General features: G+C 73.2%; 19 protein-coding genes. 12 read left to right on the forward strand and 7 right to left on the reverse strand.

Annotated features, from left to right (window positions below; genetic code table 11):
- The 9 genes from ACIO6U_RS18890 (at position 1) to ACIO6U_RS18930 (ending at position 9,632) form a co-directional block, all read left to right on the forward strand.
- On the forward strand, positions 1-936 hold the full coding sequence (locus ACIO6U_RS18890; RefSeq protein ID WP_401720438.1) for a carbohydrate ABC transporter permease: 936 nt from the start codon (positions 1-3) through the stop codon (positions 934-936).
- On the forward strand, positions 933-1,865 hold the full coding sequence (locus ACIO6U_RS18895; protein WP_401720441.1) for a carbohydrate ABC transporter permease: 933 nt from the start codon (positions 933-935) through the stop codon (positions 1,863-1,865). Before ACIO6U_RS18890 ends, ACIO6U_RS18895 begins: the two co-directional genes overlap by 4 nt.
- Entirely contained in the window at positions 1,862-4,012 is a 2,151-nt protein-coding gene (locus tag ACIO6U_RS18900) for an alpha-galactosidase (protein ID WP_401720444.1), read from the forward strand. Before ACIO6U_RS18895 ends, ACIO6U_RS18900 begins: the two co-directional genes overlap by 4 nt.
- Before the next feature lie 97 nt (positions 4,013-4,109).
- Positions 4,110-4,868, forward strand: a complete 759-nt coding sequence (locus tag ACIO6U_RS18905) for an SDR family NAD(P)-dependent oxidoreductase (protein ID WP_355334955.1) — start codon at positions 4,110-4,112, stop codon at positions 4,866-4,868.
- A 69-nt stretch (positions 4,869-4,937) separates the two neighbouring features.
- Entirely contained in the window at positions 4,938-5,783 is an 846-nt protein-coding gene (locus tag ACIO6U_RS18910; protein ID WP_401720447.1) for a FadR/GntR family transcriptional regulator, read from the forward strand.
- Complete coding sequence (gene dgoD, locus ACIO6U_RS18915; RefSeq protein ID WP_391047794.1) at positions 5,780-6,925, forward strand: galactonate dehydratase; 1,146 nt, start codon at positions 5,780-5,782, stop codon at positions 6,923-6,925. Before ACIO6U_RS18910 ends, dgoD begins: the two co-directional genes overlap by 4 nt.
- The gene (locus ACIO6U_RS18920) at positions 6,919-7,806 is read left to right on the forward strand and encodes a hypothetical protein (protein WP_401720450.1); all 888 of its coding nucleotides are present in this window, start codon (positions 6,919-6,921) and stop codon (positions 7,804-7,806) included. Before dgoD ends, ACIO6U_RS18920 begins: the two co-directional genes overlap by 7 nt.
- Before the next feature lie 103 nt (positions 7,807-7,909).
- Entirely contained in the window at positions 7,910-8,563 is a 654-nt protein-coding gene (locus ACIO6U_RS18925) for a bifunctional 4-hydroxy-2-oxoglutarate aldolase/2-dehydro-3-deoxy-phosphogluconate aldolase (protein ID WP_391047789.1), read from the forward strand.
- A 91-nt stretch (positions 8,564-8,654) separates the two neighbouring features.
- Complete coding sequence (locus ACIO6U_RS18930; RefSeq protein ID WP_401720452.1) at positions 8,655-9,632, forward strand: sugar kinase; 978 nt, start codon at positions 8,655-8,657, stop codon at positions 9,630-9,632.
- On the opposite strand, the gene ACIO6U_RS18935 is transcribed toward ACIO6U_RS18930, so the two are convergent.
- From ACIO6U_RS18935 to ACIO6U_RS18950, 4 genes are all read right to left on the reverse strand, one after another.
- Positions 9,619-9,774 carry a hypothetical protein gene (locus ACIO6U_RS18935; RefSeq protein ID WP_401720455.1) on the reverse strand — a complete coding sequence of 52 codons (156 nt, stop codon included), beginning with the start codon at positions 9,772-9,774 and terminating at the stop codon, positions 9,619-9,621. The genes ACIO6U_RS18930 and ACIO6U_RS18935 overlap by 14 nt on opposite strands.
- Before the next feature lie 22 nt (positions 9,775-9,796).
- Entirely contained in the window at positions 9,797-9,976 is a 180-nt protein-coding gene (locus ACIO6U_RS18940) for a hypothetical protein (protein ID WP_401307433.1), read from the reverse strand.
- Positions 9,977-10,269: 293 nt separating this feature from the next.
- A complete protein-coding gene (locus tag ACIO6U_RS18945) occupies positions 10,270-11,604 on the reverse strand; it encodes an MFS transporter (protein WP_401720458.1) in 1,335 nt (444 codons plus the stop codon).
- A 100-nt stretch (positions 11,605-11,704) separates the two neighbouring features.
- Positions 11,705-12,367, reverse strand: coding sequence for an O-methyltransferase (locus ACIO6U_RS18950; protein WP_401720461.1), 663 nt, complete (start codon positions 12,365-12,367; stop codon positions 11,705-11,707).
- Positions 12,368-12,640: 273 nt separating this feature from the next.
- Here ACIO6U_RS18950 and ACIO6U_RS18955 point away from each other — a divergent pair, with 273 nt between their 5' ends.
- Positions 12,641-13,204: a TetR/AcrR family transcriptional regulator gene (locus ACIO6U_RS18955; protein WP_401720464.1), complete on the forward strand. Its 564-nt coding sequence runs from the start codon at positions 12,641-12,643 to the stop codon at positions 13,202-13,204.
- Positions 13,205-13,236: 32 nt separating this feature from the next.
- Here the strand turns inward: ACIO6U_RS18955 and ACIO6U_RS18960 are convergent, their stop codons facing one another.
- The 3 genes from ACIO6U_RS18960 to ACIO6U_RS18970 form a co-directional block, all read right to left on the reverse strand.
- Positions 13,237-13,719: a VOC family protein gene (locus ACIO6U_RS18960; RefSeq protein WP_355334929.1), complete on the reverse strand. Its 483-nt coding sequence runs from the start codon at positions 13,717-13,719 to the stop codon at positions 13,237-13,239.
- 105 nt (positions 13,720-13,824) lie between these two features.
- Positions 13,825-15,228: a Si-specific NAD(P)(+) transhydrogenase gene (sthA, locus tag ACIO6U_RS18965; RefSeq protein ID WP_355334926.1), complete on the reverse strand. Its 1,404-nt coding sequence runs from the start codon at positions 15,226-15,228 to the stop codon at positions 13,825-13,827.
- 172 nt (positions 15,229-15,400) lie between these two features.
- The gene (locus ACIO6U_RS18970; RefSeq protein WP_355334923.1) at positions 15,401-16,555 is read right to left on the reverse strand and encodes an ROK family transcriptional regulator; all 1,155 of its coding nucleotides are present in this window, start codon (positions 16,553-16,555) and stop codon (positions 15,401-15,403) included.
- 333 nt (positions 16,556-16,888) lie between these two features.
- Between ACIO6U_RS18970 and ACIO6U_RS18975 the strand changes: the two genes are divergently transcribed.
- Positions 16,889-19,012, forward strand: a complete 2,124-nt coding sequence (locus ACIO6U_RS18975; RefSeq protein WP_401720469.1) for a fibronectin type III domain-containing protein — start codon at positions 16,889-16,891, stop codon at positions 19,010-19,012.
- A 118-nt stretch (positions 19,013-19,130) separates the two neighbouring features.
- Entirely contained in the window at positions 19,131-21,338 is a 2,208-nt protein-coding gene (locus tag ACIO6U_RS18980) for an alpha-galactosidase (protein WP_401720471.1), read from the forward strand.
- The last annotated feature ends 65 nt before the right edge of the window (positions 21,339-21,403 follow it).

Genomic DNA, 21,403 nt, shown 5'->3' on the forward strand with positions numbered 1-21,403 from the left:
ATGGCGGTGCTCACCGCGACCCGCGCGGACCCGGGCAAGAAGCCGGGGAAGCCGAAGAAGCGCAAGCAGGCGACCCGGGTCCCGCCCGTCGTCCTCGCCTTCGTCCTGGTCCCGCTGCTCGCCGAGGGCTTCTGGGTCTTCTGGCCCGCCCTCCAGGGCTTCTACCTCTCGCTGACCAAGTGGGACGGCGTCTCGGCGCCGTCGTTCATCGGCCTGGGCAACTACCGGGAGATGGTGCACGACAGCGTCTTCCACACCGCCGTGCTCGACACCGTGCTGTGGCTGGTGCTCTTCGGCGGCCTGTCCGCCGCACTCGGCCTCGGCGCGGCCCTGCTGCTCCAGCAGGAGCGGCGCGGGGTCGGCTTCTACCGGGCCGCGATCTTCCTGCCCGTGGTGTTCTCGCTGACCGCGACCGCCCTGGTCTGGCAGGCGATGTACCAGCCGGACGGCCTGATCAACCACACCCTGTCCGGCCTCGGACTCGGCAGCCTCACCCACCCCTGGCTCGCCGACCAGGACACCGCGTTCTACGCCGTGATCGTGCCCGCCCTGTGGCGGCAGATCGGCTACGTGATGGTGCTCTACCTGGCCGGGCTCAAGGGCATCGACCCGATGCTCTACGAGGCCGCCAAGGTCGACGGCGCCTCCCGCTGGCAGCAGTTCCGGCACATCACGCTGCCGCAGCTCAGCAGCGTCAACGCGGTCGTGCTGTCGGTCATCATCATCGACTCGCTGCGCTCCTTCGACGTGGTGTGGGCGCTCACCCGCGGCGGCCCGTACCACTCCTCCGAACTGCTCAGCACGTACATGTACTCCACCGCCTTCCAGTCCCTGCGGCTCGGCTACGGTTCCGCGCTCGCCGTCGTGATCTTCGTGCTGGCGTTCGGCGTGATCGCGTCGTACCTGGTGCGCGCCTTCAAGGAGGCCGACTCATGACCGTCACGCACGCGGGCGCCGACGCGGCGCCGACCGCGGACCGTACCGGCGAGGACGCGGGTGCCGCTACGAAGGCCGCGCGCGGCGGGAGCCGTCGGCCCGACCGGCGCCGGGCGTGGGGGACCGCCGCCTTCCACACCGGCGCGGGACTGCTGTCGCTGATCTGGCTGATCCCCATCGTCGTCGTACTGGTCACCAGCACCCGCTCGTTCGACGACATCGCCGCCAACGGCCTCGGCGGCCTGCCGCACTCCTTCACCCTCGACGGCTTCCGCCAGGCGTGGGTCGACGGCGGACAGCAGCGCGCGCTGATCAACAGCATGCTGGTGTCCGTCCCCACCGTGCTGATCTCGCTGCTGCTCGCCTCGATGGCCGCCTTCGCGCTCAGCCGCTACGACGTGCCGCTGCGCCGCGTACTGCTGCTGGTGATGCTCAGCGGCAATCTGCTGCCGCCGCAGATCCTGCTGATCCCGGTCTCCAAGCTCAGCGAGCAACTGGGCTTCTACGACTCGCTGTACGCCCTCATCGGCGTCCAGGTCGGCTTCGGCGTCGGCTTCTACGTCTTCGTGCTGCACGGCTTCATGCGGTCCATCCCGCCGGAGATCCAGCAGGCCGCCGTCATCGACGGAGCGGGCCCCTGGCAGATCTACACGCGGATCATCCTGCCGCTCGCCAGGCCCGCGCTCGCCGCGCTCACCGCGCTGTCGTTCACGTGGATCTTCAACGACCTGCTGTGGGCCATCACCGTGCTGCGCACCGACAGCAAGATGCCGATCACCGCGTCGCTGATCGGCCTCCAGGGCCAGTACGTCTCCATGTGGAACGTCATCGCGGCCGGTTCCGTGATCGCCGCCGCCCCGACCGTCATCGTCTTCCTCCGATTCCAGCGGCACTTCGTGGCCGGACTCAACCTGGGAGCAGTCAAGTGACCCCGTCCGCAACGCCGTCGGCCGCACCGTGGCTGCTGCGCACCGACACCACCACCTACGCCGTCCGCCTCGGCGGCGACGGGCGGTGGGCCGAGGTCGCCGCCTGGGGCCCGCACGGCGCCGAGACCGGCCCGTCCCCGCTGGACTGGTCGCGCCGCACCCACTACATCACCCCCGCCGACGCCGCCCCGGCCGAATACCTGCCCCAGGGCATGCGTCCCTTCGGCGGCGCCGACCTCGTCGTACGCCGCCCCGACGGCGAACGCGGCGTGTGGTGGACCTTCGAGCGCGCCACACAGGACGACGACCGGTCGCTGCGCCTGGACTTCACCGACGACCACCTCGGACTGCGGGTCGCCCTGCGCTACGAGACCGTGCCCGGCACCGACGTACTGCTGCGCTGGACCGAGCTGACCTGCACGGGACCGGACGAACTGCGCCTGGAACGCCTGGACTCCGCCGCGATCAGCGTCCCCGTCACCGACGGCGGGGGCGCCCGGCTCACCTACCTCACGGGCCAGTGGTCGCAGGAGTTCCAGCGCACCCAACTCGACCTCGTCAGGGGCCGGTTCGAGATGGCCTCCACCCAGGCAGTGCCGGGCCACGCCTACGCGCCCTGGCTCGCGGTCCAGGACGCCGCCGCCCCGCAGGAGGGCGACACCCCCACCTACGGCATCGCGTTGGAGTGGTCGGGCAACTGGCACATCACCGCGGACGCGGAACCCGGCGGGATCGTCCGCGTACGCGCCGGACGGCTGCCGCACGAGGAGTCCGTCCGCCTCGCGCCCGGCGCCACGCTCACCACCCCGCGCGTCGCCTGCGCCTTCAGCCCGGAAGGGCTCGACGGACTGACGCGGATCTGGCACGCGTACGAGCGCGCGCTGAGCGGCGAGCGGCTGCACCGTACCCGCAAGGTGCAGTACAACTCCTGGGAGGCCACCGGCTTCGACATCGAGGCCGACGCGCAGCTCGAACTGGCCGCCGTCGCCGCCGACATGGGCGTCGAACTCTTCGTCGTGGACGACGGCTGGTTCCGCGGGCGGCAGGACGAGACCGGGGGACTGGGCGACTGGACCCCGGACCCGGCCAACTTCCCCGAGGGATTCGACGGCTTCATCGAGCGGGTCCGCGCCACCGGCATGGACTTCGGCCTGTGGGTCGAACCCGAGGCGATCAGCCCGCGGTCCGAGCTGTACGCCAAGCACCCCGAGTGGGCGTACCGGATCGACGGCCGCCCGGCGACCCTCGTCCGCGAGCAACTGCTGCTCGACCTCGGCCGGGTGGACGTGCAGGACTTCGTGATCGCCACCTTGGACCGGCTGCTCGGCGAACACGCCGTCAGCTACCTCAAGTGGGACATGAACCGCCCGCCGACCGAGCGCGGCAGGCCCGACACGGGACCGGCCGCGGGCCAGGACCTCGACGCCGACCACGTCGCCGGATACCTGCGGGTCCTCGACCACCTGCGCGCCCACCACCCGCACGTCACCGTCGAGGGCTGCGCGGGCGGCGGCGCCCGCATCGAACACGCCACGCTGGCCCGTACCGACGTGGTCTGGCCCAGCGACAACACCGCGCCGCTCGACCGGCTCGCCATCCAGTACGGCTATCTGCACGCGCACGCCCCGCACACCATGAGCTCCTGGGTCACCGACGCGCCCGGCGTCTTCGACCCGCGGCCCCGCTCCCTGGCCTTCCGCTTCGTCCTCGCCATCGCGGGCGTGCTCGGCATCGGCGCCGACATCCGCGCCTGGACGCCGGAGCAGCGCACCGAGGCGGCGGGCTGGATCGCCCGCTACAAGGAGATCCGCGACGTCGTCCACCACGGCACGGCCCGGCTGCTGAACGGCCCCGCCGATCCGACCTGCGGTGTCCAGTACGAGGAGCGCGGCGGCGCGCGGGTCGTGGTCACCGCGTGGAGCACCGGACGGCTCGACGGCGCGCCGCTGGTCCCCGGACGCGCCTCGCGGCTGCGGCTGCGCGGCCTGGACCCCGCCGCCCGCTACACCGACACGGCGGACGGGACGGTGTACAGCGGGGCGTATCTGCTCCACAGCGGCCTGCCGTTCGGCTGGACCGGTCGACACGACGCCGAACTCGTCGTGCTGGCGCGGCAGGAGGCCGCCGACGGCTCCGGGCGTCACTAAAGTCGCGGGAGGCCCGGACCGGTCCGACCGCACCGAGCGACCCGACCGCACCGACCGTACCGACCAGCCCCACCGTACCGAGGAGCAGGACCAGCACATGAACGCAGCACTCCGCTTCGCCGACAAGGTGGCCGTGGTCACCGGAGCCGCTTCCGGGATCGGCGCGGCCACCGCAGAACGGCTCGCGGCCGAGGGCGCCGCCGTGGTCCTCGCCGACATCGCGGCCGACCGCGCCGAGGGCGTCGCCGCGGGCATCCGCGAGGAGGGCGGCCGGGCGGTGTCCGTACGGGCGGACGTGTCCGACCCCGAGGACTGGGAGCGGATCGTCGCGGTGGCGCACGCCTACGGCCCCGTGGCGGCCCTGGTCTCCAACGCCTACACCGTCGACGTGGCCCCGGCCCACGAGATGTCCGTCGCCTCCTGGGAGCGTCAGCTCGCGGTCAACCTCACCGGCGGCTTCCTCGGCTTCCGGGCGCTGCTGCCCGACCTGCGCACCGCCCGCGGCGCCGCCGTCCTCACCTCCTCCGTCCACGCGCACAAGGGCATCCCCGGCCACCCCGCCTACGCGGCGGCCAAGGGCGCGCTGCTGTCGCTGAGCGGCCAACTGGCCGTCGAGTACGGGCCCGAAGTCCGGGTCAACGCGGTGCTCCCCGGTCCGATCCTCACCGCGGCCTGGGACCGGGTGCCCGAGGAGGACCGGGCCCGCAGCGTCGCGGAGACCGCGGCGCGCCGCTTCGGCCGCCCGGAGGAGGTCGCCGCGGCCATCGCCTTCCTCGCCTCGGACGACGCCTCGTACATCACCGGTTCGAGCCTGCTGGTGGACGGCGGCTGGAGTGTCACCAAGGCCTCGGCCTGACCGCCGCCGACCACCATCGCCGTACCTCACCCGGGATACCCCACCCGACCTGGAGAAAGGCAGAACGACATGACGCCATACGCGCGCCGCGGAGTGCACGGGCAGACCGTGGAGACTCTCGCGCGCCGGGTGCTCAGCGGCGAGATCCCCGAAGGGGCGACACTCGATCTCGTGGCGTTGCAGAGCGAGTTGGACGTCAGTCTCACCGCGCTGCGCGAATCGCTGAAGGTGCTGGCGGCCAAGGGGATGGTCGACGCGCGGCAGAAACGCGGCACCTTCGTCAGAGCCCGCGCCGACTGGAATCTGCTGGACGCCGACGTGCTGCGCTGGCAGTTCGCGGGCGGCACCGGCACCGGGGCCGACCTGGGGCTGCTGCGCAGCCTCGGCGAGGTCCGCGGGATCGTCGAACCGGCCGCCGTACGGCTGGCGGCGGTGCGCCGTACCGACGGCGACCTGGTCGCGCTGGACGCCGCGCTCACCGCGATGGGTGAGGACGAGGGCGGCGCCGCGCACGCGGTCGAGGCCGACCTCGCCTTCCACCGCGCCCTGCTCGCCGCAACCCACAACGAACTGCTGGAGCGGATGGAGATGGTGATCGAGTCCGGTCTCGCGCACCGCGACGAGATCGTGCACAGCTCCCCGCACGGCCAGGACCCGGTGCCCAGCCACCGGGCCGTCCTCGACGCGGTACGCGACCAGGACCCGGACGCCGCCGAGCGCGCCATGCGGGCCCTGCTCGACCAGGCCGTCCGCGACCTGGACCTGGTGCACGGCTCGGGCGCCGAGGCGGTCGAGGGGTCCGGCGGGTCCGGCGGGTCCGGGACAACCGGGGCATCCGAAAGGGCGCAGGCATCCGAAACGGCGCGGGCAACCAAGGAATCCCAGACCTCCACGGCTTCAGAGGCGGCGAAGTGAAGATAGTGCGCGTCGAGACCTTCCTCGTACCGCCCCGGTGGCTGTTCTGCCGGATCGAGACGGACGAGGGCGTCGTCGGCTGGGGCGAACCCGTGGTCGAGGGGCGCGCCGAGGTGGTGCGCGCCGCCGTCGACGTGCTGGCCGAGTATCTGATCGGCCAGGACCCGCTGCGGATCCAGGACCACTGGCAGGTGCTCACCAAGGGCGGCTTCTACCGCGGCGGCCCGGTGCTCTCCAGCGCCGTCGCCGGTCTCGACCACGCGCTGTGGGACATCGCGGGCAAGACGTACGGCGCCCCCGTGTACGGCCTGCTCGGCGGTCCGGTCAGGGACGCGGTCCGGGTCTACGCCTGGGTCGGCGGCGACGAGCCCGCGCGGCTCGCGGAGGACGTCGGCGCGCAGGTCGAGGCGGGCTTCACCGCCGTCAAGATGAACGCGGCCGGCCGCACGTCGGCGCTCACCACGCCCGCCGAGACCGCCGCCGTCGTGGAGCGGGTGGCCGCCGCGCGCCAGGCGCTCGGCCCCGGACGCGATGTCGCCGTCGACTTCCACGGCCGCTTCACCGCCGCGGGCGCCCGGCGCGTCCTGCGTGAAATCGCGCCGCTGCACCCGCTGTTCGTCGAGGAGCCGCTGCTGCCGGAGCTGGGACATCTGCTCGGCGGCCTGGTGGCCTCCACCGAAGTGCCGATCGCGACCGGTGAACGCCTGTACGGGCGCGCGGAGTTCCTGCCCGCGCTCACCGCGGGCATAGCCGTGGCGCAGCCGGACCTCTCGCACGCCGGGGGCATCACCGAGGTGACGCGGATCGCGTCGCTCGCCGAGACGTACGGCGCCCAACTCGCCCCGCACTGCCCGCTCGGGCCGATCTCGCTCGCCGCCAGCCTCCAAGTCGCCTTCTGCACGCCGAACTTCCTCATCCAGGAGCAGAGCCGCGGCATCCACTACAACAAGGACGCCGACCTGCTGTCGTATCTGGTGGACACCGAGCCGTTCCGCTTCGTGGACGGCCAGGCGCTGCGCACCGGGCTGCCGGGGCTCGGGATCACCGTGGACGAGGCGGCGGTACGCGCCGCCGACCGCGGTGGGCACGCCTGGCGCAATCCGGTGTGGCGGCACGCCGACGGGTCGTTCGCGGAATGGTGACAGCGCTGACCGGGGTGGCGCTTCCCGTACGGATCGTCACCGACCTTGCGCACGGCGGCCGTTGGACGTCGCTGCGGGCCGGGGACCGCGAATGGCTCTGGCACCGGGACGAGCCGCGCCGCGCGGGCGTCGCGCCCGGTGACGCCTTCGCCGACGCGGGCGGTGTGGAGGAGTGCCTGCCCACCGTCCGGGGCGTCCCCGACCACGGCGACGTGTGGTCGCGCCCCTGGCGGCGCGAGAACGGCGGGGACGGCGCGGACGGCGCGGATGGCGCGGACCGGGTCGACCACCCCGACTTCCGGCTCACCCGGCGGATCGGGGGCGGCCCCGGCGGCGGCGCGGTGGTCGACTACCGGCTGACCGCCGCGCCCGGCTACCGCTTCCTGTGGGCCGCCCACGCGCTCCTCGACGTGTCGCGGGACGGCCGGATCGAACTGCCGCCCGGCGCACAGGCCCTGCACTACCCGGACGGGGGTGCGCGGCGCGAGTCGTTCACCTGGCCGTCCGCCGGGGGCACGGGCGACGGGACGCGTACCCGCTTCGACCTGCTCGGGCCCGACGACGGAACGGCGAGCGGCGCGGTCGTCGAGGCCGCGACGGCGACCGTGCACGACAGGACCGACCGGCTGCGGTTCGCGCTCGACGTGGCCGGTCAGCCCGCGTCCATCGCCCTGTGGCGGAATCTGGGCGGCTTTCCCGAGGGCGCGCCGTACCGCTCGATCGGCGTGGAGCCGATGCTGGGCCGGGTCTTCGACCTGGCGACAGCGGGGGAGGGGGACGCGGCCCGCGTTCCTGCGAGCGGCGAGGTCCGCTGGCGGCTCACGGTCACGGCCGCCGGTGCTTCCGCCGCCACCGCCGCCGCGTCCGCCCCGGACCGCTGAACCCTCGACGGGATCGGCGCACCGCGACCGGCTCACCCCGACCCCACCGCCCGCCCCGGACCCACGCCGTCCGAATCACCGCAACAGGAAAGGAACATCACCCGTGGACCTGCTCACCGCGCTGCGCGCCCACCGCCTCGTCGCCATCGTGCGCGGCGACGACGAGGACGCGTCGCTGCGCACCGTACTGACCCTGGTCGAGGAGGGCGTCGCGCTGGTCGAGGTCTCGCTCAGCGGCCGGAACGCGCTCGGCGTCATCGCCGCGGCCCGGGCCGCCCTCGGCCCCGACGCGCCGCTCGGCGCGGGCACCGTCCTCACCGAGCAGGACGCCAAGGACGCGCACCGCGCCGGGGCCGACTTCGTCGTCACGCCCGCGGTCGGCGAAGGCGTCAGCGCCGCACGGGAGTTGGGCCTGCCCGTGCTGGCCGGAGTGATGACGCCCACCGATATCGTCACCGCGCGGCGGCTCGGCGCCACCGCGCTCAAGCTCTTCCCCGCCGAGCAAGCGGGCGGCCCCGGCTACCTCCGCGCCCTGCGCGGCCCCTTCCCCGACCTGCCCTTCGTGCCCGTCGGCGGCGTCGACATCCCGGCCGCCCGCGCCTACTTCGCCGCCGGAGCCCTCGCGGTCGGCGTCGGCTCGCCCCTCATCGGCGACGCGGCGAGCGGCGGCAGCCGGACCGCACTCCGCGCGCGAGCCAGGGACTTCCTCGCCGCCGTCGCGGAGACGGACGCGCCGAGCGCGCGGGCCGCGCGATGACCGGGAGTACGACCGAACGGGGGCAGCGCCTGGCGCCGTCACTCGCCATGACCGGACGGGGCCTGCGCCGTACCCCCGCGAGGAGACTGCCGTGATCCGGATCGGCGGCCCCGTCGCCTGCCTCGGGGAGACGATGGTCGCGATGGTGCCGGAGACCGGTGAAACGCTCGCGGAGGCACGGCGGTTGCGGGTGGAGGTCGCCGGGGCGGAGTCGAACGCGGCGATGTATCTGGCCGACCACGGGGTGGAGGCCCGGTGGGTGTCGGCGGTCGGTGACGATCCGTTCGGGCGGCGGATCGTGGCCGAGGTCGCGGCGTGCGGGGTGGACGTCGGCGGCGTCAGGACCGACACGGGGCGGCCGACCGGGGTGATGGTGAAGAGCCCCGGCGGGCAGGGCACCCGCGTGCACTACTACCGGCGGGGGTCGGCCGCGTCCGCGCTCGGGCCGCGATCGCTGGCGGCCGAGGCCGTACGCACCGCGGGGCTGCTGCACCTGACCGGCGTCACGGCGGCGCTGTCGGACTCCTGCCGCGACCTGGTGGACTCGGCGCTGAGCGGCCCGCTGCCGGTCAGCTTCGACGTCAACCACCGGCCCGCGCTCTGGCCGGACGGCGCGGCGCCCGGCGTCCTGCGCGACTTCGCCGACCGCGCGGACATCACCTTCGTCGGCCTGGACGAGGCCCAGGAGCTGTGGGGCGCGCACCTCGCCGACGCCGCCGACGTACGCGCCCTGCTGCCGGGCCCGCGTGTGCTGGTGGTCAAGGACGGCGCCCGCGCCGCGACCGCCTTCGACGGCGCGACGGCGCACACCGTGCCCGCCCGCGCCGTCGAGGTCGTGGAACCCGTCGGCGCGGGCGACGCCTTCGCCGCCGGATTCCTCACCGGCCTGCTCCGCGGCGAGCCGCCCGTCCGCGCGCTGCGCCTTGGCCATGTCACCGCGGGCGCGGCCCTGCGGGTCCCCGGCGATCACGGCCCGCTGCCGGACCCCGCCCGTATCGCACACCTGCTGGACGCCACCGAGGCGCGGTGGGCCTCGGCGGCGTCCCCGGGCGGCGTCACCGATAGGTGACGGTGACCTGCTGACGCACGGACCTCTGCGGAACGGTGACGGTCACCTTCCCGGCGGCGGCGTCCCACGCCCAGGCGCTCCTGGCCACCGGGACGCCGTCCACGGTCACGGACTTCGGCGCGGTGGCGTTGGTCACCGGCACACCGGGCCTCCTCGGCCAGAATTTACGTGTACGGCAACAGCGCCTCGCTCGAGCGGGTGTCACCCGTGAAGTGCACGGTGGTGCGCTTGTCGGCCCGCGGCCCGGTCGCGAGCCCGGCCCTGCCGCCGTAACCGCCGGTCGGGAGTGAGCCGTACGCGCGCGAGAACCCGCTGGGTGAACGGGGCGCCGCCGAAGCCGTCACGGCTGACGGTGTCGAAGGTCGGCGCGTCCAGGAACGCGGTGTCGCCCGCGTACGCGGTGCGGATCAGCGTGGGGGAGAGGACCTCGAACCGCGCCCGAGACCACGGCGTCGGAGCGACGTCGGGTCATGTCTGGTTGCGGGTCCGCTGGTGCGCATTTCTGTTCGTGCGCTGACAAGTCGACGATGACAGATCCGGCGCCGCGAGGGGAGTGTGCCGACTGGTGCGAATGGGGTTAGTGCAGAGAGCTGATGCGAGTGGGTGTGCCCGGCGGGGCGCACCGGCTGGTGAGCCGTCAGGGGGCGGTCTGCTCGCGCAGCGGGCCGGTGTCCTTCGCGGGGTCGGCCGCCGGGGCCGGGGCGCCGGAGTCGTAGCGCCAGAAGGAGCGGGCCAGCGGGGCGGCGAGTGCCACGACCGCCACGCAGGCGAGGCCGCCGATCGTCCAGGACAGCCCGGCGCCGAGCGCGGCGGCCATGGTACCGGCGCGAAGGTCGCCCAGCCGGGGGCCGCCGGCGACGACGACGGTGTGGACGCCCTGCATACGGCCTCGCATCTCGTCGGGGGCGTAGGTCTGGAGGAGTGTCTGGCGCAGGACCGCGCTGATCAGGTCGGCCGCGCCGGCCACGGCGAGGAGCAGGACGACCAGCCAGAGCTGGCGGGCCAGGCCGGAGACGGCGACGGCGGCGCCCCACACCAGCACGGCGCCGGTGAGCACCACGCCCTGCCGCCGGATCCGGCCGATCCATCCGCTGGCGAACCCGGCCAGGACGGAGCCGATCGGGATGGCGGAGTAGAGCAGTCCGACCGAGCCGCCGAAGCGGGCGTCCGCGACGGCGGGGAACAGCGACCGCGGCATCGCCAGCGTCATGGCGCAGATGTCCACGAAGAAGCTCATCACCAGCACCGGCCGCCCGCCGATGAAGGACAGCCCGTCCCGTACCGACCGCAGACCCAGGCGGCCCGCGGAGCCGTCCGGCGGAAGTCGGGGCAGCCGCAGCGTGGAGTGCAGCGCGGCCGTGAACAGCACGGCGTCCGCGCCGTACGCGTACGCGAAGCCGTGCGGGACGGTGACGAGGACACCGGCGATCAGCGGGCCGACGACCTCGCCGACCGTGCCGATCACGTAGTTGAGGGTGTTCGCGGCGGGGATCAGGCCGGGCTCGACGATGCGCGGCACGATCGCGCCGCGCGCGGAACTGGCCATCGCGAACCCGGCCGACTGCGTCGCGACCAGGGCGAGGATCAGCCCGACATTGCGCAGGTCGAGCAGCGTCTGCGCGAGCAGCGCCAGCGTCACCGTCCAGGTGCCGAGCGAGGACCACAGATACAGCGTCCTGCGGTCGACGGCGTCGGCGACGGCCCCGCCGTAGAGGCCGAAGACGATCAGCGGCACCAGACCGGCGAAGCCGACCATGCCGACGGCCAGCGACGAGTGCGAGATCCGGAAGACCTGGACCGGCACCGCGATCTGGGTGAGCATCGAGCCGACGAACGACGTGCCCTGGCCGATGAAGAGCCGCCGGAAGGCGGGCAGGGCCAGCGGGCGGGTGTCGATGGCGTGGTCGGCGAGCAGCCGCCGCGCTCCGCGAGGGCTCGGCTGCTCCGCGCGCTCCACGGCGTCGCCTTTCATCCGCCTCTGCTTTCCGGGCCGCCGCGGCCCTCTTCCCGTTGCCGTCCGCCGGGGGCCCCTGCCCGGCCGTTCGTCCTGCCGGGCCCCTTGCCGCCGCGGCTCACAGACGGCAGCTGATCTCCATGCCGTCCTCGACCGGGAAGGTGACGCTCTCGTAGCCGTTGCGCGGATCGCGGACGTAGTCGAGATACGGCGCCAGGTCCGTGAGGTCCACGTCGTCGGCCACGACGAGGGTGCCCGGCGCGAGGCGCGGTTCGAGCAGCCGCAGGACGGGCAGACAGAGGTCCTTCCAGCCGTCGAGCAGCAGGAAGTCCACCGGACCTGACAGCTCGGCGAGGGTGTCGCGGGCGTCGCCTTCTAGGACGGTGACCAGTCCGTCGAGACCCGTCTCGGCGAAGGTCACGCGGGCCGCGGCGGCCTTGTCCGCGTTCAGTTCGGTGCTGATCACCCGCCCCGCGCCGTTGTCGCGCACCGCGGCGGCCAGGTGGAGCGTGGAGATCCCGAAGGAGGTGCCGAATTCGACGACGGTGGCCGGGCGGACGGCCCGGACCAGGCTGTACAGGAGTTTTCCGCCGTCGGCCGAGATCGGCATGTACACCTCGGCGTTGGCGTCGGCCAACTCCCGCGGCGTCGCCGGGGCGAAGCCGTCGGGCCACGCGGCCCGGATACGGCGGCGGGTCGCGTCGTCCTGCGCGGCCCGGTCGAACATCGCGGTCAGGGCGGAGACGACCCGGGGGTCGCGGAGGGTGCTGGTCGCTGTCATGAGCCCTAGAGTAGACGCACCGTTGCGTTGCGTCTAGAAGTTGCCGACCTACCCCGGGACCCGGAGGATGCAGACATGGAGCGAGGGAGTTCGGTCGCCGACGGCGCCAGGGGCGCCGAAAGCGCGGGGGGCGCCGAGAGTGCGGGCGGCACGGAGGGTGCGGGGGGCGCCGAAAGCGCGGGGGGCGCTGAGGGTGCGGGGGGCGCCGGGGCTGACGCCGACCGGACGGCGCGGCACCACGGCAACCGGCACGGGCGCAGCGAGCAGGCGCGGATGGCCGTACTGGAAGCCGCCGACGACCTCCTGGTCGAGAAGGGCTTCGCCGGTGTCACCGTCGAAGGCATCGCGGCGCGGGCCGGGGTCGCCAAACAGACCATCTACCGCCGCTGGAACACCAAGACCGACGTCCTTCTGGACGCCTTCCTCCAGGACGCCGCCGAAGCCCTCGCCCCGGCCGACCACGGCGATCTCGGCGCCGATCTCCGCGAGCACCTGGGCCTGCTGGCCGGCTTCCTCACCGCGTCAGACGCGGGCGCGGTCTTCCGGGCCCTGCTCGGGCACGCGCAGCACGACCCGGAGTTCGCGGCCGTGCTGCGCGCCCGCTATCTCGACGAGCAGCGCCGCCGCGACCGGCTCCCGCTGGAGAACGCGGTGGGCCGCGGCGAACTCCCCGCCGGTCTCGACCTGACGGCCGAGGTCGACCGGCTCGTGGGGCCGATCTACCACCGCGTCCTGGTGACCGGGGACCCGGTCGACCGGGACTTCACCGACCGTCTCGTGGACGACTTCCTGCGCCGCCACCCCCGTGCCCGTCCCGCGTCGGACGGCACTTCCTAGCGGCGCGTGGTACGTCCTCCCGTCGGCGTCCCTCAGGCTCCGGTGCCGTCGGCGGCGGCCTTGAGCGCCGCCAGGTCGATCTTCTTCATGCCGAGCATCGCCTTCATCGCGCGCTGGCCGCGCTCCGCGTCGGGGTCGTTCAGCATCGCCACCATGCCGGTGGGGACGACCTGCCAGGACAGCCCGTACTTGTCCTTGAGCCATCCGCACGGGCCCTCGGAGCCGCCGCCCTCGGTGAGCCGGGCCCAGTAGTGGTCGACCTCGGCCTGGTCCTCACAGGTGATCAGCAGCGAGACGGCCTCGGTGAAGGGGAACTCGGGGCCGCCGTTGATCGCGATGTACGGCTGGCCGTCCAGCTCGAACGCCACGGTCAGTACGGTGCCCGCCTCGCGCGGGCCGGCCTCGCCGTAGTAGGTGGTGTCGGTGATCCGCGAGTTCGGGAAGACCGAGACGTAGAACTCGGCGGCTTCCTGGCTCTCGGTGTCGAACCAGAGGTTGGGGGTGATCCGGGGCATCGCGGTCTCCTCGCGTCAGGCTGTCGTCGGCGCCCGAGCGCCGCCGTTCACCTTTATGACCGGCCGCCCGCCGAAAACTCATCGGCGACACAGCACCCGCGCGGCTCAGTCCCCCAGCCGGTCGATCTGCCGGATCTTGTTGGTGACGTCGAGCGCCGCGACCTTGTAGGACTCGGCGAGCGTCGGGTAATTGAAGACGGCGTCCACGAGGTAGTCGACGGTGCCGCCGCAGCCCATCACGGCGTGGCCGATGTGGATCAGCTCGGTGGCGCCGGTGCCGAAGCAGTGCACGCCGAGCAGCTTGCGGTCCTCCGGCGAGACCAGCAGTTTCAGCATGCCGTGCGCGTCACCGATGATCTGGCCGCGGGCCAGCTCGCGGTAGCGGGAGACACCGACCTCGAACGGCACCAGTTCGTCGGTGAGCTGGTCCTCGGTGCGGCCGATGAAGCTGACCTCGGGAATGGTGTAGATGCCGATCGGCTGGCCGTCCCGCATCGCGTGCACCGGTTCGCCGCAGGCGTGGTACGCGGCGGTCCTGCCCTGCTCCATCGAGGTCGCGGCCAGCGCGGGGAAGCCGATGACGTCACCGACGGCGTAGATGTGCGGGACCGCGGTGCGGAAGTGCTCGTCCACCGATATCCGGCCGCGCTTGTCGGCTTGCAGACCGGCCTTGTCGAGGTCCAGTTCGTCGGTCAGACCCTGCCGTCCCGCCGAGTACATCACCGCGTCCGCGGCGATCTTCTTGCCGCTCTCCAGCACGGTCAGGGTGCCGCGCTCGTGCCGCGAGACCGCCGCGACCGTCTCGCCGAAGCGGAAGGTGACCGCGAGATCCCGCAGGTGGTACTTGAGCGCCTCGACGATCTCGGCGTCGCAGAAGTCCAGCATTCCCTCGCGCTGCTCCACCACGGTGATCTTGCTGCCGAGGGCGGCGAACATCGACGCGTACTCCATGCCGATGACCCCGGCGCCGACGATCACCATGGACCGCGGCACCCGCTCCATGCTGAGGACGCTGTCGGAGTCCAGCACCGTACGGTCGTCGAACTCGACGCTCGCCGGGCGCGCGGGCCGGGTGCCGGTGGCGATCACGATGTGCTCGGCCGTCACCAGCCGGTCCTGGCCGACCGCGTCGCGCACCGCGACGGTGTGCTGGTCGACGAAGCGCCCGGTGCCGGAGAGCAGCGCGACCTGGTTCCTGGAGAGCTGACTGCGGATCACATCGACCTCGCGGCCGACCACATGCTGCGTCCTCGCGGTCAGGTCCGCGACGGTGATGTCCTCCTTGAGCCGGTAGCTCTGGCCGTACAGATCCCGCTGGTTGAGGCCGGTGAGGTAGAGCACCGCCTCCCGCAGCGTCTTGGACGGGATCGTGCCGGTGTGGATCGACACCCCGCCCAGCGAGTCCGCGCGGTCCACCACCGCCGCCCGCCGTCCGAGCTTGGCCGCCGCGATGGCCGCCTTCTGACCACCAGGACCTGAACCGATCACCAACACGTCGAAGTCGGGCACACCAGCGAGTGTGACAGTCGGCGGGCCGCCCCGGAAGGCTTTGCCGAACAGGGCCGCCCGCGGCCGTGGTCGCGCTGCCGCCGGTCCGCTACGTGACCGGCCGCCCCGCCCGCTGCCCGACCCGTTCCCCGAACCGCTGCTCGCCCGGTTACCCGACCCGTAACCCGACCGGCTACGTGACCGGCGCGAAGAGGTGCTGCGCCGCCACGGCCGCGCCGCCGCGCGCCCACTCCTCGAACGGCAGCGGGCGCAGCAGCAGATCGCACTCGGCGGCGGCGCCGAACGCCTGGGCGGCGAAGGTCTCGCGGATCTGGTCGGCGAACAGGTCGTAGGTCGCCACGCCCTCGCCGGAGATGATGATCCGCTCGGGGCCGATCAGGTTGGCGACCGAGGCGATGGCGAGGCCGAGCGCGTGCCCGGCGCGGGAGAACACGGCGCGGACCGCCTCGTCCCCGGCGTGCGCCAGCCGTACCGCTTCGGTCATCGTCAGCCCCGGATTCCCCGTGGCCTGCCTGGCCTGCTCGGTGATGGCGTGCGTGGACGCGACGGCCTCCACACAGCCGGTGTTGCCGCAGGTGCAGGTCCGCTCGGTGCCGCCGACCGGCAGGTGGCCGACCTCCCCCGACACGCCGTGCGCCCCCGACACCACGCGCCCGCGGATGGAGAGTCCGCAGCCGATCCCGGCGCCGACGGTGATCAGCGCGAACGAGTCCAGGCCCGCGCCCGCGCCGAACCACTGCTCGGTGACGGTCAGCGCGCGTACGTCGTTCTCGATCACCGTCGGTGTGCCGGTGGCGGTCTCGACGAGCCGGGCCAGCGCGACCCGGCGCCAGTTGAGGAACGGCGAGTACTGCACGATGCCGGTCTGCCCGTCGACGTCACCGGAGATGGTCACGCCGATGCTGTGCACGTCCTCGCCGTGCTCGGGCCCGGCCGCCGCGCGCAGCCGCTTGACCAGCCGGGCGATGGCCAGCACCACGGTGCCGACGTCCCGCGAGTCGAGGGTGACCCGGCGTGCGACGAGCGGCTTGGCCGTGAGATCGGCCAGTACGCCGATCAGCTCGTCCGCGGTCACCTTGACGCCGATGAAGCGGGCCCGCTCCGGGCGTACCGCGATCAGCGTGGCGGGTCTGCCGGTCGCCCGCTTCGGGGCCGGGGTGCTCAGCTCGGTGATCCAGCCGTCGCTCAGCAGCGGCGCCGTCACCTTGGTGACGGCCCCCGCGGACAGGCCGGTACGTCGGCCGGCCTCGGCCCGGGTGAGCGGCCCGTGGGCGAGCAGGGTCTGGAACACCAGGGCGGCGGCGGGCGGCTGATCGGCGGGAGTCACGTCTCCGACCCTACCTTTCCGCCGGAAGGTAAGGGAAGGTGATGGCGTCGCGAGAGGTGCACAGATTTCACAGAATCCGCCGGGAAACCAGGTGGTGACTATGTTGACGCTGGAAGGAAACTCTGGCTACAGTCGCCGCACTCCACAGCCGAACGGGGTCCGGGACGGCCTCGAACGGCAGGAGCGCGACCGGCGTTCCTCCCCTCCGGCCGCGGCCTGCGCACGGGGCGGCGTCCCCCCGGACCGCCCCGCGGGCGCAGGCGTCCACGCCAACCAACCCTCCTCGTCACCCGGCCCCGCCGTGCCCGCGCACGGTGCCGAGATGGAGCAGTCATGGCACCTTCCGATGGACCCGTACGCCTCAGCGCCCGTGCCGCCCGCGCCAGGGGCGGCGCCCGGAACGCCGTCCTCCCCGCCCTGCTGGCGGCCGGAGCGCTGATCGCGGCCTTCGCCGTACCGGCGTCCGCGTCGGCGCCCGGCTCCGCACCCGAGTCCGTACAAGCCGCCGTCTCCCGAGCCGCCCCCGCCCCCGCCCCGTCCCCGGTCCTGGCCGCCAAGCCGTACATGGGCTGGAGCAGTTGGAGCCTGGAGTCGACCAACTTCCCCGGCTACGGCGGAATGAGCTGGCTGACCGAGGCGCATGTGAAGCAGCAGGCCGACGTGGTGGCCAAGAAGCTCAAGTCCCATGGCTACGAGTACATCAACATCGACTCGGGCTGGGTCGGCGGCTTCGACCACTACGGCCGTCCGATGCCCAATGCCACGACGTTCCCCGACGGACTGAAGGGCCTGGCGGACTACGTGCACGCCAAGGGCCTGAAATTCGGCGCCTATCTGGCCGTCGGGCTCTACTTCGACGCGTACAACGACGGGAAGTCGCCGGTCTACGGCGCGCCGGGCTGTACGACCAAGGACATCGTCTACCCGGACCTGCGCAAGACCAGCGGCTGGGACGACGTCTCCTACCAGATGGACTTCTCCAGCCCGTGCGCCGCGAAGTACATCGACTCCGTCGCGGCCGAACTGGCGGGCTGGGGCGTGGACTTCCTCAAGGTCGACGGCGTCGGCCCCGGCTCCAACCAGGGCGACGCGGCCCACGACAACATCCCCGACGTCCAGGCATGGCACGCCGCGCTCCAGAAGACCGGCCGTCCGATGCAGTTCACGGTGTCCTGGTCGTTGAGTCATGACCGGGCGGCCGTGTGGAAGCGGAACTCCAACGGGTGGCGGGTCGACACCGACGTGGAGTGCTACTGCGACACGCTGGTGACCTGGGACAACTCCGTCAAGCAGCGGTGGAACGACGTCGTCCAGTGGATCGACGACGCAGGCCCCGGCCACTGGAACAACCTCGACTCGCTCGACGTCGGCGCAGGCGCGATGGACGGCCTCACCGACGCCGAACGGCAGACCTACATGACGCTGTGGGCGGTCGAGTCCGCACCGCTGTACTCCGGCGACGACCTCACCCGACTCGACCCCTACGGCCTGAAACTCCTCACCAACGACGAGGTGATCGCGGTCGACCAGGCGGGCAACCCCGCCAGGCCCGTCAGCCAGGCCACCGACCAGCAGGTCTGGTACGCCCGCAACACCGACGGAACGTACACCGTCGCCCTGTTCAACCTCGGCAGCGCACCCGCCGACGTCACCGCGGACTTCGCCGACCTCGGCATCACCGGCAAGACCGCCGTCCGCGACCTGTGGAGCCGCACCGGCCTCGGCAGCGCCTCGGGCCACCTGACGAAGAACCTGCCTCCGCACGGCTCCCGCCTGTTCACCCTCACCCCCGCCAAGAAGACCCCCGGCCCCGGCACGCCCCTCGGCGTCCACGGCACCGCCTCCACCGCCACCACCGTCTCCCTGGCCTGGAACCCGGTGAACACCGGCCCCGCCACCACGGGATACGACGTGTACGTCAACGGCCGCAAGGCCACCTCGACCGGCCGCACCTCCGCCACCGTCACCGGCCTCACCCCCGCCACCGGCTACACCTTCACCGTCACCGCCCACGACGCCAAGGGACGCCACTCCGCGCCCGGCAAACCGGTTCCGGTCACCACCCCCGCCCCCGGCGGACGCGTCACCTACGAGGCGGAAGCCCCCGCCAACACCCTCACCGGAAACGCGAGCATCACCGACTGCGCCGCCTGCTCCGGCGGAAAGAAAGTCGGCAACCTCGGCGGGGACAGCGCGGTCGCCATCAACCACGTGACAGCGCCGAAGGACGGCACCTACCTGCTCACGCTCGGCTACGCGGACGGGTCCTCCGGCCGCACCGCCGTGGTCACCGCGGGCGGCTCGTCGTTCCAGCTCCCGCTGCCCGGCGGCAACGACAACAACTGGGGCGTGGCGCGGTCCGTGACCGTGCCGGTCCACCTGAAGGCGGGCGACAACACCGTCACCTTCGGCAACCCGGCCGACTACGCCTCGGACGTCGACCGCGTCACCGTCTGACCCCGGTCGCCGTCCCGCGGTTGGGGTGCGGCAGCCGCCACGGCTGCCGCACCCCACCGGCGGCGCCCTGGTGCCCGATGACGATGATGGTCACCGGACCTGCGGAAAGGACTCATTCATGACCACCATCCCCGCGCGGATCGTCACCCTGCGCGCGGCAGGCGCCGCCCTCGTCGTGGAGCTCGGCGAGCCGGTGCCCAGAGTCCTGCACTGGGGCGCCGACCTCGGCGATCTCTCGGACGCCGACCTCGCCGCGCTGAGCCTGACCGCCGAGGGCGCGGTGCTCAACAACTCCCTCGACGTCCCGCGCCGGTTCACCGTCTGGCCCACCGAGGCCGACGGCTGGTCCGGCAGCCCCGCCCAGCAGGGCCACCGGGCGGGCACCGCGACCACCCCGCGGCCGTCCCTGACCGGCGCCGAGCAGTGCGAAGTGCCCGGCGGCGGCGGTGAGTTGGTGATCCACCTGCGGGACGAGGTCAGCGACCTGGCCGTCACCGTCACCTACCGCCTGGAGCCGTCGGGCGTGCTCGGGGTGCACGCCGAGCTGACCGCGGGGCAGGCGGCGGGCTCCAACACGGACCCGGCGCCGTACGACCTGTCCGCGCTCGGCCTGCTGCTGCCGCTGCCCGAACGCGCCGGTGAGGTACTGGACTTCACCGGCAAGTGGAGCAGGGAACGCTCCCCGCAGCGCCGCCCGCTGCACTACGGCTCGTACGTCCGCGAGGTCCGGCGCGGCAAGCCCGGCGTCGACTCGCCGTACCTGCTGACCGTCGGCGTGCCCGGCTTCGGCTTCCGGGACGGCGAGGTGTGGGGCCTGCACGTCGGCTGGAGCGGCGACCAGCGGTATCTCGTCGAGCGGCTGCCGGAAGGCGCGGGCAGCGACCACGCCGTGGTGCTCGGCGGCGGCGAACTGCTGCGCGCGGGCGAGGTACGGCTGGCACCGGGGGAGTCGTACACCTCCCCGGTCTGCTGGTTCGCCTGGTCCGACGCGGGCCTCGACGGGCTCGCCGACCGCTTCCACACCCTGCTGCGCGCCCGCCCCACCCACCCGGCCACCCCGCGCCCGCTGATCCTCAACAGCTGGGAGGCGGTCTACTTCGACCACGACCTGGACCGGCTGCTGCGGCTGGTCGACCGGGCCGCCGAGGTCGGCGTCGAGCGCTTCGTCCTGGACGACGGCTGGTTCAAGGGCCGCCGCGACGACACCGCGGGCCTCGGCGACTGGACGGTGGACGCGACCGTCTGGCCCGACGGCCTGACCCCGCTGGCCGACCACGTCCGCTCCCTCGGCATGGAATTCGGCCTGTGGGTCGAGCCGGAGATGGTCAACCTCGACTCCGACCTCGCCCGCGAGCACCCGGGCTGGATCCTCGGCCCCTCGGCGGGCCTCGGACCCAGCTCCCGGCACCAGTACACGCTCGACCTCGCCAACGAGGACGCCTGGCAGTACCTGCTCACCTCGCTCGACACCCTCGTCGGCCGGTACGGGATCGGCTACCTGAAGTGGGACCACAACCGCGAACTGCACGAGGCGGTCGAGCGCGGCCCCGGCGGCGTCGACCGGCCCGGAAGCCGCGCCCAGGTCCTCGCGCTGTACCGGCTGATCGACGCGCTCAAGGCCCGCCACCCGGGCCTGGAGATCGAGAGCTGCGCCAGCGGCGGCGGCCGGATCGACCTCGGCATCCTCGCCCGTACCGACCGGGTGTGGGCCTCGGACTGCAACGACCCGGTGGAACGGCAGACCATCCAGCGCTGGACCGGCCAGCTGCTGCCGCCGGAACTCTTCGGCGCGCACGTCGGCCCCACCCCCAGCCACACCACGAGCCGTCCCGGCACCGACACCTTCCGGATGGCCACCGCCCTGTTCGGCCACGCGGGCATCGAACAGGACCTCAGCCGCTGCACCCCCGAGGAGCTGGCCCGGCTCACCCACTGGTCCGCGCTCTACCGCGAGCAGCGCCCGCTGCTGCACTCGGGACGGGTGGTCCGCGCCGACCTCGCGGGCGGTGCCGTCCTGCTGCACGGCGTCGTCGCCGCCGACGGCTCGGCCGCGCTGTACGCGTGGGCCAGGATCGCCACCTCGCCCGAGGGCCAGTCGGGCCGCGTCCGGCTGCCGGGCCTCGACCCCGCCACCGCCTACCAGGTCCGCGTCCGCACCGAGATCGGCCTGCCCTCCTTCCACCAGACGACCGCACCGCCGTGGCTGGCCCGCGCCCTCGAGGGCTGGCTGCCGCTGCCCGGCGCCGTCCTGGCCACGGCGGGAATCCCCATGCCCACGCTCGACCCGGAGCACGCGATGCTCATCGAGGTGCGCACGGCACCTTGACCCGGCGGACCGGCGGACCGGCGGACCGGCAGACCGGCAGACCGGCAGACCGGCCGGCCGACGGG

It is taken from the genome of Streptomyces sp. NPDC087422, from assembly GCF_044744145.1.
In the GTDB taxonomy this organism is placed as follows: Bacteria; Actinomycetota; Actinomycetes; order Streptomycetales; family Streptomycetaceae; genus Actinacidiphila.